Annotated in this window: 13 protein-coding genes, 1 pseudogene and 1 riboswitch; of the genes and pseudogenes, 7 read left to right on the top strand and 7 right to left on the bottom strand. The window is 69.3% G+C overall.

Annotated features, from left to right (window positions below):
• Positions 1-124: 124 nt before the first annotated feature.
• Complete coding sequence (locus tag AB0J02_RS10865; protein ID WP_363193263.1) at positions 125-1447, top strand: SGNH/GDSL hydrolase family protein; 1323 nt, start codon at positions 125-127, stop codon at positions 1445-1447.
• A gap of 101 nt (positions 1448-1548) precedes the next feature.
• Positions 1549-1626, top strand: a pseudogene (locus tag AB0J02_RS10870) (leucine zipper domain-containing protein); the annotation flags it as partial.
• Positions 1627-1636: 10 nt separating this feature from the next.
• On the opposite strand, the gene AB0J02_RS10875 reads toward AB0J02_RS10870, so the two are convergent.
• The 4 genes from AB0J02_RS10875 to AB0J02_RS10890 form a co-directional block, all read right to left on the bottom strand.
• Positions 1637-2476: a DUF1707 domain-containing protein gene (locus AB0J02_RS10875; protein WP_363193264.1), complete on the bottom strand. Its 840-nt coding sequence runs from the start codon at positions 2474-2476 to the stop codon at positions 1637-1639.
• A 19-nt stretch (positions 2477-2495) separates the two neighbouring features.
• Positions 2496-3479, bottom strand: coding sequence for an ATP-binding cassette domain-containing protein (locus AB0J02_RS10880; protein ID WP_363193265.1), 984 nt, complete (start codon positions 3477-3479; stop codon positions 2496-2498).
• A 25-nt stretch (positions 3480-3504) separates the two neighbouring features.
• Positions 3505-4269 (bottom strand): ABC transporter permease, encoded by a 765-nt coding sequence (locus tag AB0J02_RS10885; RefSeq protein WP_363193438.1) that lies wholly within the window; start codon positions 4267-4269, stop codon positions 3505-3507.
• 103 nt (positions 4270-4372) lie between these two features.
• On the bottom strand, positions 4373-5185 hold the full coding sequence (locus AB0J02_RS10890) for an ABC-2 family transporter protein (RefSeq protein WP_363193266.1): 813 nt from the start codon (positions 5183-5185) through the stop codon (positions 4373-4375).
• A gap of 142 nt (positions 5186-5327) precedes the next feature.
• On the opposite strand from AB0J02_RS10890, the gene AB0J02_RS10895 reads away from it, so the two are divergent.
• Positions 5328-7727, top strand: coding sequence for a transglycosylase domain-containing protein (locus tag AB0J02_RS10895; protein ID WP_363193267.1), 2400 nt, complete (start codon positions 5328-5330; stop codon positions 7725-7727).
• On the opposite strand, the gene sugE is transcribed toward AB0J02_RS10895, so the two are convergent.
• The 3 genes from sugE to AB0J02_RS10910 all read right to left on the bottom strand — a co-directional run bounded on the left by sugE (position 7672) and on the right by AB0J02_RS10910 (position 8892).
• Positions 7672-7992 (bottom strand): quaternary ammonium compound efflux SMR transporter SugE, encoded by a 321-nt coding sequence (sugE, locus tag AB0J02_RS10900; protein ID WP_363193268.1) that lies wholly within the window; start codon positions 7990-7992, stop codon positions 7672-7674. The two genes, AB0J02_RS10895 and sugE, sit on opposite strands and share 56 nt — an antisense overlap.
• A 32-nt stretch (positions 7993-8024) precedes the next feature.
• Positions 8025-8095: riboswitch (guanidine-III (ykkC-III) riboswitch) on the bottom strand.
• 60 nt (positions 8096-8155) lie between these two features.
• Positions 8156-8500, bottom strand: a complete 345-nt coding sequence (locus AB0J02_RS10905; protein ID WP_363193269.1) for a co-chaperone GroES — start codon at positions 8498-8500, stop codon at positions 8156-8158.
• 44 nt (positions 8501-8544) lie between these two features.
• On the bottom strand, positions 8545-8892 hold the full coding sequence (locus tag AB0J02_RS10910; RefSeq protein ID WP_363193270.1) for a DUF3618 domain-containing protein: 348 nt from the start codon (positions 8890-8892) through the stop codon (positions 8545-8547).
• 146 nt (positions 8893-9038) lie between these two features.
• Between AB0J02_RS10910 and bcp the strand changes: the two genes are divergently transcribed.
• The 4 genes from bcp to AB0J02_RS10930 all read left to right on the top strand — a co-directional run bounded on the left by bcp (position 9039) and on the right by AB0J02_RS10930 (position 12785).
• Positions 9039-9506, top strand: coding sequence for a thioredoxin-dependent thiol peroxidase (bcp, locus tag AB0J02_RS10915; RefSeq protein WP_363193271.1), 468 nt, complete (start codon positions 9039-9041; stop codon positions 9504-9506).
• A 191-nt stretch (positions 9507-9697) separates the two neighbouring features.
• Entirely contained in the window at positions 9698-11203 is a 1506-nt protein-coding gene (proP, locus tag AB0J02_RS10920; RefSeq protein ID WP_363193272.1) for a glycine betaine/L-proline transporter ProP, read from the top strand.
• Between the two features lie 125 nt (positions 11204-11328).
• Positions 11329-11949, top strand: a complete 621-nt coding sequence (locus tag AB0J02_RS10925; RefSeq protein WP_363193273.1) for an HNH endonuclease — start codon at positions 11329-11331, stop codon at positions 11947-11949.
• Positions 11946-12785, top strand: coding sequence for an HNH endonuclease (locus AB0J02_RS10930; RefSeq protein WP_363193274.1), 840 nt, complete (start codon positions 11946-11948; stop codon positions 12783-12785). The genes AB0J02_RS10925 and AB0J02_RS10930 overlap by 4 nt, the downstream gene beginning before the upstream one ends.
• Positions 12786-12788: the final 3 nt, after the last annotated feature.

A 12788-nucleotide genomic window follows, 5' to 3' on the forward strand; every position in this document is an offset into this window, starting at 1 on the left:
GGCGTCTGACTGATCGGAGGGGGGCACTGTCGGCCCCCTTGTTCGACGGTCCTGACCCATGCCGCATCATGGGTTCATCACACCGGAGCCTCGGGCTCCCCCTGCCCGAGGAGACACACACCGCATGACCAGGCGTCACGGTTATGCCTTGTTGGCCGCGCTCGTCGCGGTCGCCGTAGTGATCTCGGCCGCCATATACGTCGGTTTCTCCGGCGTGCTGCGCGGCGACGAAGGTTCCGTCCAGGCGGGCGGCGCCCATCCGCACGGCTCGGCCGCGCCCGCGTCCACCGGTACCTGGGCGGGCAGCTGGTCCGCCTCGCCCGCGGGAGCCGAGCCCGGCACGGAGACGAATGGATTCTTCGGCCGCTCCATCCGCAACATCGTGCACACCAGCATCGGCGGGACCGGTGCCCGCATCACGCTCTCCAATCTGTACGGGCAGCAGCCCCTCAGCGTCACGCACGCCTCCCTCGCCGTCGCCTCCGCGCCCAACAACCCGACGGCGCTGGCCGGGACGGTGCGCCGGCTGACGTTCTCCGGGAACACCTCGGTCGTCATCCCGGCCGGCCAGCAGGTCATCAGCGACGCCGCGCGCCTCCAGGTGCCGCGCGACGCGGACATGCTCGTCACCACGTACTCACCGACGCCGTCCGGACCGGTGACGTACCACCCGCAGGCACGGCAGATGTCCTACGTGGCCCAGGGCGACCGCACCGAGGACCCCAGCGGCGCGCAGTACACCGAGCAGAGCCCGTACTGGCGCTACCTGACCGCGCTCGACGTGCTGAGCCACGAGGCGGAGGGCACCGTCGTCGTCCTCGGCGACTCGCTCACCGACGGGATCACCTCCACGATGGGCGCCAACGTCCGCTGGACGGACATCCTGGCCGACCGCCTGCGCACGGAGTCGGGTGCCCCGCGCTACGGCGTCGTGAACCAGGGCATCAGCGGCAACCGCGTCCTCTCCGACGGCCTCGGCCGCCCCGCCAGCAATCCGAGCGGGCTCTCCCGCTTCGACCGGGACGCGCTCAGCCGCTCCGGGGTCCGGGCCGTCGTCATCGACCTCGGGATCAACGACATCCTGCGCAACCCGCAGCAGGACGACCCCGACCAGATCGTCGAGGGCCTGCGCGAGCTGGTCCGCCAGGCGCGCACGCGCGGGCTGCGCGTGATCGGGGCGACACTCATGCCGTTCCAGGGCCACCGCGGATACGAGCCGCACCTCGAAGCCGTCCGCGAAGGCGTGAACGCGGCGATCCGCAGCGGCAAGGTGTACGACAACTACGTCGACTTCGACAGGGCGCTCCGCGACCCGTACAACCCCCGCAAGCTGCTCCCGCGCTACGACTCCGGCGACCATCTGCACCCCAGCGACGCCGGGTACCGCAGGATGGCCGACCGGTTCGACCTCGCGACGCTCAAGGGCTCCGTCGGCGCCGAGCTCTAGGTGTATCGATCACGGGCGTTGTTGACGCCGGCGGGGCTTGATCATGGCGAAGACCTCCGGTGTGGTGGAGCTGTCCAGGACCGCACCACACGGAGGTCTTCGTGTCCCACCGTCATGCCCGGCTGACCGTTCACGGCAGGCGGCTGCTCGTCGAACGGGTCCGCACCGGCCGCCCCGTCCCGTCACCGGTCAGTCCCGGTGGCGGCGGCGGTCCCGGCGCTCCTCGATGCGGTCGAGGTGGTCCTCCACGCGCTCCCGGTGCCGCTCCAGCCGGTCCGCGTGCAGCTGATGGTGGCGGTCACGACGGCCCTCCAGCTCTCCACGCCGCTCGGCCCTGCGGTCCAGCTTGTCGCGGCGGCGCTCCTCCTTCAGGCGCAGCCGCTCCGCCCGCGTGACCTTCCGCTCCACGCCGACGCCGCCCCAGAACGCGAACCCGCTCACCACCACCCGCGGCGCCCCGGGCTCCCCCGGCACGCCCTCCTCGCTGTGGTCGAAGCCGCCCATGACGCCGATGCCGCGCACCACGACCTCGACGCCGGGCGGCACCACCACGTTCATCCCGCCCATGATCGCGACGCAGTTGACGACGATCTCCCGGTCCTCGAAGTTCGCCTCGCGCAGATCGATCTCGCCGCCGCCCCAGAACGCGAAGCAGTTGAAGCGCCGCGGCGCCGTCCACCGCCCCTTGCGCTGGAACCCGGACATGACCCCGACCCCCCACGTGGAGGTGGCCTCGCCACCGATCCGCGACGACCAGTCGACGGCCCCCTCGGGCAGCGGCGCCTTCACCAGGTTCACCGGGGCGGACACCCCGGCGCCGGGCAGATCACGGGTCAGCGGCGCCAACTCCCCGTACGTACGCGCCTTGTACGTCGCTTCGAGCCGCTCCTCGAACTCCTCCATGTCGAGCCGGCCCTCGGCCAGCCCGTCCCGCAGCCGCTCCGCGACCTGCTCGCGGTCGGCGTCGGAGGCCCGCAGATCGGGGGTGGCAGGCAGCTCGGAGCGCCCGGGCAGCGATTCGTCCGTCATACATCCAAGCCTAAGGGCGTCAGGGCGCGACGGAAGTGCCCCTGGCGTACATCCGCGCGATCACGGCCTCGATGTCCGGCTCCCGCACCGAGAGGTCGACCAGCGGGCAGCGCTCCGCGATCGCCGCGACGAGCGGCGCCGCCGACCGGTCCGCCGGGAACGCCAGCCACTGCCGGGCCCCCTCCACCTTCACCACTCGCGCGAACTCCACGTCCAGCGGCGGCAGTTCGCGCTCCAGGTCGACGACGAGGGTGCGCTCGACGGCGCCGCCGCCCACCTGGTGCAGGCCCTCCAGCTCACCGTCGTACATCAGCCGCCCGTGGTCGATGACCATCACGCGGCGGCACAACTGCTCGATGTCGGTCAGGTCGTGCGTCGTCAGCAGGACCGTCGTGCCCTTCTCGGTGTTCAAGTCCCGCAGGAACCCTCGCACTTTGGCCTTCGAGACGACGTCGAGGCCGATCGTCGGCTCGTCCAGGTACAGCACCTCGGGGTCGTGCAGCAGCGCCGCCGCGATGTCCCCGCGCATCCGCTGCCCGAGCGACAGCTGGCGCACGGGCACCTCCAACAGCTCGCCCAGTTCGAGGAGTTCGACGCACCGGGCGAGATTCTCCTCGTAGCGCCCGTCGGGAATCCGGTACATGCGTCGCATCAGCCGGTACGAGTCGATCAGCGGCAGGTCCCACCACAGCGTCGTCCGCTGCCCGAACACGACCCCGATCCGGTGCGCGAGCCGCGAGCGCTCGCGCGACGGGTCGATGCCGGCCACCCGCAGCCGCCCCGCGCTCGGCGTCAAAATCCCCGTGAGCATCTTGATCGTCGTCGACTTCCCGGCCCCGTTCGGCCCGATGTAGCCGACCATCTCGCCGCGCGGCACCGTGAAGCTCAACGAGTCCACGGCCCGCACCTCACGCCGCTCGCGCCGCAGGAAACCCACCTTGCGCCGCACGTCGAAGACCTTCTCGACGCCGTCCACCTCGATGAACGCCTCGCCCTCAACCACCAGGATCCCTTCAAGAGTTCAGAGTTCAGCTTCCCGTACTGCGATACGCGCGCAGCGCCCCCCGCCAGGCGAGTCCCGCCGCGCCCAGGCACAGGGCCGCCACCAGCGGCGGCGTGAACGCCACCCACTGCGGCAGGTCGAGCGGGTAGGGGCGGCCGAGGATGTAGAGCGCCGGCAGCCAGTTCACGAAGGCCAGCGGCAGGACGAAGGTCACGCCGCGCAGCAGGTTGTCGCCGAAGACGGTCGGCGGGTACGCGAGCATGGCGTTGCCGCCGAACGTCGCCGCGTTCTGCACCTCGGCCGCGTCCTGCGCCACGATCTGGAAGGACGCGCCCGCCATGAACACGGCCGAGAAGATCCCGGCGCCGCTCACCAGGAGCACCGGCACGAGGAGCGCCTTCAGCGGTGTCCACGTGACGTCCAGCGCGAACAGCGCCCACACCATGACCACCAGTCCCTGCGTGACGCGGCCGAGGCGGCGCAGCGCGAACCGGTCGGCGCCGACCTGCGCGAGCACCGGCGCGGGCCGTACCAGGAACGCGTCGAGGGTTCCGTCCCGCACCCGGTCCCCGAGCCGCCCCAGTGAACCGGCGAACAGGTCCGCGAGGCCGAAGGCGGCGCCCGAGGTGCCGTAGAGGAAGGCGATCTCGGGCAGTGTGTAACCGCCAAGCCGGTCCACCTGCGAGAACATCAGCAGGATGCCGACGAACTCCAGGCCCGTCAGGGCGAAGTTGCCGAACGCCGTCATCACGAACGACGCGCGGTAGGCCAGCGTGGACCGGATCCACATCGCGCTGATCAGGCGGAACGCGCGTACGCCGCTGAGGACCTGACCGCGCCGGCCGGAAATTCGGCCGGCCGGCCGGTCAGCCCCCTGTTCGAGAAGCCGCTGCTCAGCCACCCTGCACCACCACCCGTCGGGTCGCCGTCGCCTGCAAAAGGCGCCCCGCGACGAACAGCCCCGCGGCCCACGCGGCCTGGAAGAGGAAGCTGCCCAGCACCCCGCGGCCGCCGTGCGTGCCCATCAGGACGTCCGCGGGCACCTGCAGCAGCGCCGACCACGGCAGGACGCGGGCCACGTCGCCGATGGCGCCGGGGAAGACGTTCAGCGGCAGCAGCATCCCGCAGAAGAACGTGGCCGTGATGCCGTACATCTGCGTGACGCCGCTGACGTCCATGAGCCAGAACGCGGACATCGCCACGAGATAGCGCAGCGCGAAGCTGACGAGTATCCCGAGGAACACCGAGACGAGGAACGCGAGCCAGCTGAACAGGTCGGTGGGCAGTGCCAGTTGGAAGAGCAGCGCGCCGACCGCCATCGGTACGGCTCCCCGCCCCAGCAGCTGGAAGACGGCCCTCCCCAGGTCCTGTGCCAGCCACCAGAGCTGCAGATCCGCCGGCCGGTACAGGTCGACGGCGATGTCACCGCTGCGGATCCGCGCCGCCAGCTCGGCCTCGAACCCGGAGGGCACGCCGAGCATCATCACCGAGAACATCGCCTGCCCGACCCAGACGAAGGTGAGCGCCTGCGCCTGGTCGTATCCGCCCAGGTGGGGCCGCTCGTCCCAGAGCGCGATGTACGTGCACGCGATGATCAGGCCGAAGACGGTGTTGGTGAAGACGCCCGCGAAGGTCGCCCCGCGATAGGTGGCGTAACGCCTGAAGGCCCCGGCGGCGACGGCCGCGTACAGCCTTACTACTTGCACGTACGCCCCCTCGATCGGCCGAAGCGCAGGAGCCTAGTCAGTGCGGGCTCCGCCTGCCACGCATTTTCGGGGTGATGTAGGAGGCTTATGTGTCATACGAGGCGTACGTGACGTACGACGCGAATCAGGAGTTCCACAGGACATGAGCAGCGACGAGCCGCCCCAACCTGCGCAGCCCGAACCCACGCCCGGGCCCGCGCGGCAGCCGGCGCCGAACGACCAGAGCACGCGGAAGACCAAGTCCAAGGCCAAGCGCCCCCAGCGCAAGGGCTGGCGACGTCTGATCCCGACCTGGCGGATGCTGCTCGGCTCGTTGATCGGTTTCGTCCTGCTGTGCATCGGCCTGTTCGCGCTCGGCTACTTTCTCGTGCACATCCCGCCCGCCAACTCGGCGGCGATCGCGCAGTCCAACGTGTATCTGTACGCCGACGGCACACAGATCGCCCGCGACGGCGAGGTCAACCGGGAGAACGTGCAACTCGCCCAGATCCCCAGAACCACGCAGCGCGCCGTGCTCGCCGCCGAGGACCGCGACTTCTACAGCGAGTCCGCGATCGACCCGAAGGCGATGCTGCGCGCGGCCTGGAACACGGTCACCGGCAAGGGCAAGCAGTCCGGTTCGACGATCACCCAGCAGTACGTGAAGAACTACTACCTGGGCCAGGAGCAGACGGTCACGCGGAAGGTGAAGGAGTTCTTCATCTCCATCAAGCTCGACCGGGAGGAATCCAAGGACCACATTCTGGAGGGGTATCTCAACACCAGTTACTTCGGGCGCAACGCGTACGGGATCCAGGCCGCCGCCCAGGCGTACTACGGCGTCGACGTGGAAGACCTGACGGCAGCTCAGAGCGCTTACCTGGCCGCCCTGTTGAACGCACCGAGCGCGTACGACGTGGTCGCGCACCCGGAGAACAAGGCGCGGGCCGTGGCCCGCTGGAACTACGTCCTGGACGGCATGGTCAAGGAGAAGTGGCTCGGCGCCGCAGACCGCGCCGCGATGACGTTCCCGATGCCGATCGAGGCGAAGGGAGCGGCCGGCCTCTCCGGTCAGCGCGGCTACATCCGCGACGCCGTGAAGGACTACATCACCGACAACGACATCCTCGACGAGGACACCCTCGCCATCGGCGGCTACCGCATCACCACCACCCTGCAGAAGAAGAAGCAGGACGCCTTCGTGGACGCCGTCGACGACCAGCTGATGTCGCAGCTCGACAAGGGCGCCCGCAAGGCCGACCGCAACGTCCGCGCGGGCGGCACCGCCATCGACCCGGCCACCGGCAGAGTTCTCGCGATGTACGGCGGCATCGACTACACGAAGCAGTACGTCAACAACGCCACCCGGCGCGACTACCAGGTGGGCTCCACCTTCAAGCCGTTCGTGTTCACATCCGCCGTGGAGAACGGTTCGACCACGCAGGACGGCCGCGCCATCAATCCGAGCACCGTCTACGACGGCACCAACAAGCGGCCCGTACAAGGCTGGGACGGCGGCTACTACGCCCCCGAGAACGAGGACGACGTCTCCTACGGGCCCATCACCGTACGCACCGCCACCGACAAGTCCGTGAACTCCGTGTACGCGCAGCTGGCCGTCGACGTCGGCCCGGGCGAGGTCAAACAGACCGCCACCGACCTGGGCCTGCCGAAGAACACCCCCGACCTCACCGCGACCCCCTCGATCGCGCTCGGCCCGGCCACCGCCAGCGTCCTCGACATGACCGAGGCGTACGCCACGCTCGCCAACCACGGCAGGCACGGCACGTACACGATCCTCGCCGGCATCAGCAAGGACGGCACCGACATCGACCTGCCCGAGCGGGACACCCGCCAGGCGGTCGGCCGCGAGTCCGCCGACACCACCACGTCGGTCCTGCAATCCGTCGTCGAGGGCGGCACCGGCACCGCCGCCCAGGCCGCGGGCCGCCCCGCCGCCGGCAAGACCGGCACCGCGGAGGAGGACCAGGCGGCCTGGTTCGCGGGCTACACCCCGGACCTGGCGACCGTCGTCTCGGTCATGGGCCAGGACCCGGACACCGGCGCGCACACCTCGCTGTACGGTGCCGCGGGCCTGCCACGCGTCAACGGCGGCGGGTTCCCGGCCCAGATCTGGGCCCAGTTCACGAGGAAGGCCCTGGCCGGCAAGGAGGCCACCGACTTCGACCTCGAACTGGAGGAGGGCTCCGAAGACGTACCGCCCCCCGCCGCGACCGTCCCCCCGGCCACCGGCTCCGCGTCCGCCTCTCCCGGCACGCCCAGCACCGACGCCCCCAGCGACGGCAGCAGCACGCCCACGGACGGCACGGACGAGGGCGGGGACCAAGGCGCGACGCAGGGGGACACCGAGGGCACGACGGACGGCGGGACGACGACCGGCGGAGGCACCACGGACGGCGGTGGCGGTACCACCGACGGCGGCGTGGACACGGGCGGCACCGACTCCGGCGGCCTCACGGGCGACGGCGGCACCACCAACGGCCCGCTCAATGCCCTGACGTCGCCTTCAGGCCGACGATCGCCACCAACAACAGAGCGATGAAGAACACCCGCGCGGCCGTCGCCGGCTCACCCAGCACCAGCATGCCGACGATGGCCGCGCCCGCGGCCCCGATCCCCACCCATACGCCGTACGCGGTACCGATGGGCAGGGACTTGGCCGCGTACGACAGCAGCATCATGCTCGCGACGATCCCCGCGCCCGTGAACACGCTCGGCCACAGCCGGGTGAAACCCTCGGTGTATTTCATGCCGATCGACCAGGCGACCTCGAGAAGTCCGGCGATCACGATCAGGATCCAGGCCATGACTGGCACCTCCGTCAGTGGTTCTCAACAGGGGTGCGTCGTCTTTTCAGGTCCCGGTACGGCGCGTCTCGTCGGGGTCCCTCCACGATAGCAAAGGGCAGACAAAGGGGCTGGTGACAGTGGTCACCAGCCCCTTCTCACGCTTGTTCCGGACGCGGGCGCGCTACAGATACAGGCCCGTCGAGTCCTCCGAGCCCTCGAACCGGTCGGCGGCCACCGCGTGCAGATCACGCTCGCGCATCAGCACGTACGCGACCCCGCGCACCTCGACCTCCGCCCGGTCCTCCGGGTCGTACAGGACCCGGTCGCCCGGCTCCACGCTCCGCACGTTCTGCCCGACCGCCACCACCGCGGCCCAGGCCAGACGCCGGCCGACCGCCGCCGTCGCGGGGATCAGGATGCCGCCGCCGCTGCGCCGCTCGCCCTCCGCGGTGTCCTGCCGGACGAGCACGCGGTCGTGCAGCATGCGGATGGGCAACTTGTCGTCGTGATGGGTCTGCTGGCTCACGGCGACGAACCTACCTGCCCCACCGGCATCCGTACGCCCCCGGGTCAGTGCTTACGGCGGCGCGAGGTCACCGTGAGGAGCCCGACGACACCGACCACGACGAGCGCGGCCGGCACGATGCGCGCCAGACGCGGCGCACCTTCCTCCGAGACGAACTGCCCCTTCACGTCGGAGACGAGCCGGTTGGCACCGACATACGCCCGACCGAGGGTGTGATCGACGTTCGACACGAGCTTGGCCTTGGCGTCGCCGACGATCGTCTTCGGGTGCACCCGCACCCCGATCTCGTCGAGCGTCTCGGCCAAGGTCTCGCGGCGGCGCTTGATGTCCGCCTCGATCTGCGCCGACGTCCGCGTATCCGGCGTATCCGACGTGCTGGACGTGTCCGACACCGCGCTGCCTCCGTGGTCGCTTCGTATCCGCTCGCTGTCCTGCGTTACGGCTGGGGGACAGTCTGTCAGCTCAGGGCCGTCACCACCCCACGGCACCCCTATTACGCTCGTCCGGAGTCACCCACCCGCGAGGAGATACGAGCGACATGAGCGAGCGACTGCAGCCCGGCGACACCGCCCCCGCCTTCACCCTGCCCGACGCCGACGGCAACGAGGTGTCCCTCTCCGACCACAAGGGCCGCAAGACCATCGTCTACTTCTACCCCGCGGCCCTTACCCCCGGATGCACCAAGCAGGCCTGCGACTTCACCGACAACCTCGACCTGCTCGCCGGCGCCGGCTACGACGTCATCGGTGTCTCCCCCGACAAGCCGGAGAAGCTCGCCAAGTTCCGCGAGCAGGAGAACCTCAAGGTCACGCTGGTCGGCGACCCGGAGAAGAAGGTCCTGGAGGCGTACGGCGCGTTCGGCGAGAAGAAGCTGTACGGGAAGGTCGTCACCGGTGTCATCCGCTCCACGGTGGTCGTGGACGAGGACGGCAAGGTCGAGCACGCGTTCTACAACGTGAAGGCGACCGGACACGTAGCGAAGATCATCAAGGACCTCGGCATCTGACGAACACGGTCCGACGACCCGGCCCGGCGATCTCGCCATCCGAGAACCGCGGCAGCCCTCCGCGTCCGGGCGACCTCGCCGGGTACCCACGCTGTGACGTAAGTCCCCTCTCCCGGGGACTTTCGTTTGCGAGCGCCATCACTGAGCAAGTGATCCCCTTGGAAAGATGTGTGTCCAGAGAAGGGATCGCCATGTCCACCGACACCGAGGAAGGGCTTCAGCCGCCCGACCCGGAGGCGGTCAAGCGTCACCGGGCGCTGTTCCGCGCCGTCAGACGGCGCAAGAACCCGCCCCTGCGCCGTACCGACATCACCGTCACCGACGACACGGCGGTGAAGAGGGCGGTCAAGGCGGCCTCGCTCGGCAACGCCATGGAGTGGTTCGACTTCGGCATCTACTCCTACCTCGCGGTGACGATCGGACACGTCTTCTTCCCGTCCGGGAACGACACGGTCCAGCTGATCTCGTCGTTCGCGACCTTCGCCGTGTCCTTCCTCGTCCGGCCGATCGGCGGCATGGTCTTCGGCCCGATGGGTGACAAGATCGGCCGCAAGAAGGTCCTGGCGATGACCATGATCCTGATGGCGATCGGCACGTTCGCCATCGGTCTGATCCCGTCGTACGCCACGATCGGCTTCTGGGCGCCGGTCCTGCTCATCTTCTTCCGCCTCGTCCAGGGCTTCTCCACGGGCGGCGAGTACGGCGGCGCGTCCACCTTCATCGCCGAGTACGCGCCCGACAAGCGGCGCGGCTACTTCGGCAGCTTCCTGGAGTTCGGCACGCTCGCCGGATACGTCGGCGCGGCGGGCCTGGTCACGATCCTGACCTCCGTGCTCGGCAGCGACGGCATGGACTCCTGGGGCTGGCGCATCCCGTTCCTCGTCGCGGGCCCGATCGGCCTCGTCGGCCTCTACCTGCGACTGAAGCTGGACGAGACCCCGGCCTTCCAGAAGCTCGCGGACGAGTCGTCCCACAAGGCGTCGGAGGCCGCGTCCACGGTCGAGACGACGGCGAAGGGCGACCTCGCCAAGATCTTCCGCGACTACTGGCCGACGCTGATCCTCTGCATCTGCCTCGTCGGCGCGTACAACATCACCGACTACATGCTCCTCTCCTACATGCCGACCTACCTGTCGGACGAGATGGGCTACTCGGAGACCCACGGCCTCCTCATCCTCATCGCCACGATGATCGTCCTGATGTGCATCATCAGCCAGGTCGGCAAGCTCTCCGACCACTTCGGCCGCAAGCCGCTCCTGATGGCGGGCATGCTCGGCTTCTTCATCACCTCGATCCCCTCTTTCCTCCTGGTGAAGAACGGCGCCCTGTGGGCGGTCTCGCTCGGCATGCTGATGCTCGGCCTCTCCCTGGTCTGCCTGCTCGGCACCATGTCGGCGGCGCTCCCGGCCCTCTTCCCGACCCAGGTCCGCTACGGCTCCCTCTCGGTCGGCTACAACCTCTCGGCATCGATCTTCGGCGGTACGACCCCGCTGGTGGTCACGGCCCTGATCTCGTGGACGGGCACCGACATGATGCCCGCGTACTACGCCATGGCCGCGGCCCTCGTCGGCGTCATCGCGGTCGCCTGCATGAAGGAAACAGCTCAGAAGCCGCTGGAAGGCTCCCCGCCCTCGGTGGAAACGCAGGAGGAAGCAGCGGAAATGGTCGAATCCCAGGCCCCGGCCCCAAGGTTCTGACCTTCCCCCTCCCTGCCCCTCCCCCCTCCCGGATCGGGCCGTTCCGCATTTCGTGCGTGACGGTCCGATTTTCGGTTCGTTGGTCCGTACGAGAAGGGGAACGGGCAGTCGAGCAGGGGGGTCCGATGGCGGGACGGCGGTATACGCGGGAGCTGTTGGAGGAGGCGGCGCGGAGGGCGACGTCGTGGGATGAGGCGGTGCGGTTCTGTGGGGGTGAGCCGGACCGGTACAACAAGAGGTACCTGCACCAGAAGATGTCCGAAGCCGGCATCGACGTCGCACATTTCCAGCACGGGGCGGTGCGGCACACGGACGAGGCGCTGCGATCAGCCGTCGCGGCATCGCACAGCGTCAGCGACGTCGTGCGATACCTCGGCATCAACAACGTCGGCGGCAACCAGGCACACATCGGCCGGCGGATCGCAGCTCTTGGGATCGACACCTCACACTTCGCGCCGACGAAGCAGAAGCCCGGTGGAAGTGCGGCGAGCCCACTCAGCCTGCGGTCTCCTGAGGACGGGCGGGTCCACGGAGTCCGCCTCCGCCGGGAACTACTACGACTCGGCGTTCCGGAGCAGTGCGCGGCATGCGGCCGGCCGGAATGGCGGGGGCGACCGATCTCGCTCGAGGTCGACCACGTCAGCGGCGAGTGGTGGGACAACCGCCCGGACAACCTGCGCCTCCTGTGCCCCAACTGCCATGCGGTGACCGACACTTATCGGGGCCGGAAGCGGAGGTCCGCATGAGCGGCAAGTACCCCCGCGAGACCCTCGCCGAAGCAGCGGGCGAGTCGACCAGCCTTCTCGACTTGATGCGCCGCGTCGGGGCACCGATCGGGAGCGGCCCTGCCGGCTACCTCCGAAAACGCCTCGCCCACTACGGAATCGACACCTCTCACTTCCGGGAGGAGCCGCTCCCGGAACGCCCCAGGCGGTCGTACTCCGAAGAAGTGCTGATGGACGCCGCGGCCCGGTCCACCAGCATCCGCGAGATGTTCCTCCACATGGGAGTCCCGCCGGAGGACGGGCCGTACTCGCTCATCAAGCAGAAGCTGGCCACGTTCGGCATCGACACCAGCCATTTCGGCCCTGCCCGCGGGAGTTCCGCCTCCGACCTCTTCCCGGCGGATGAGTTCGCCCGCGCCGTCGCCGCTTCACGCAGCTTGGCCGAGCTGATGCGCAAGCTGTGCACGCCCTCACTCGGCGGCAGCACACGCGCCAAGGTCAAACGAAGTATCGACGAGTACGGGCTCTCGACGGAGCACTTCACCGGGCAGGGCCACCGGGCCGGAATCACGTCGCCGAAGCGTAGGAGCGCCGACAGCATTTTGATACGCCGGGAGGCCGGATCGCAGCGCACGCGTACGCACATGCTGCGCCGGGCGCTCGACGAGATCGGCGTGCCCCGCGCGTGTGCCGAATGCGGCCAGGGCGAACTGTGGCAGGGCCAGCGGCTGGTGCTGGAGATCGACCACGTCAACGGGGACCCGCTCGACAACCGGCAGGAGAATCTGCGCTATCTGTGCCCGAACTGCCACGCCTTCACCAATACCTGGTGTCGTGGCGCGAACCGATCCCGGTAGCAT

Origin of the sequence: Streptomyces sp. NPDC050264 (genome assembly GCF_040655895.1) — a bacterium.
In the GTDB taxonomy this organism is placed as follows: domain Bacteria; phylum Actinomycetota; class Actinomycetes; order Streptomycetales; family Streptomycetaceae; genus Streptomyces.

Bases quoted from the DNA above. Each gene is read 5' to 3' on its own strand.
- proP (WP_363193272.1), top strand. From the start codon at position 9,698: ATGTCCACCGACACCGAGGAAGGGCTTCAGCCGCCCGACCCGGAGGCG.
- AB0J02_RS10885 (WP_363193438.1), bottom strand. From the start codon at position 4,269: ATGTGGATCCGGTCCACGCTGGCCTACCGCGCGTCGTTCGTGATGACG.
- AB0J02_RS10925 (WP_363193273.1), top strand. From the start codon at position 11,329: ATGGCGGGACGGCGGTATACGCGGGAGCTGTTGGAGGAGGCGGCGCGG.
- AB0J02_RS10865 (WP_363193263.1), top strand. From the start codon at position 125: ATGACCAGGCGTCACGGTTATGCCTTGTTGGCCGCGCTCGTCGCGGTC.
- AB0J02_RS10895 (WP_363193267.1), top strand. From the start codon at position 5,328: ATGAGCAGCGACGAGCCGCCCCAACCTGCGCAGCCCGAACCCACGCCC.
- AB0J02_RS10875 (WP_363193264.1), bottom strand. From the start codon at position 2,476: ATGACGGACGAATCGCTGCCCGGGCGCTCCGAGCTGCCTGCCACCCCC.
- bcp (WP_363193271.1), top strand. From the start codon at position 9,039: ATGAGCGAGCGACTGCAGCCCGGCGACACCGCCCCCGCCTTCACCCTG.
- sugE (WP_363193268.1), bottom strand. From the start codon at position 7,992: ATGGCCTGGATCCTGATCGTGATCGCCGGACTTCTCGAGGTCGCCTGG.
- AB0J02_RS10930 (WP_363193274.1), top strand. From the start codon at position 11,946: ATGAGCGGCAAGTACCCCCGCGAGACCCTCGCCGAAGCAGCGGGCGAG.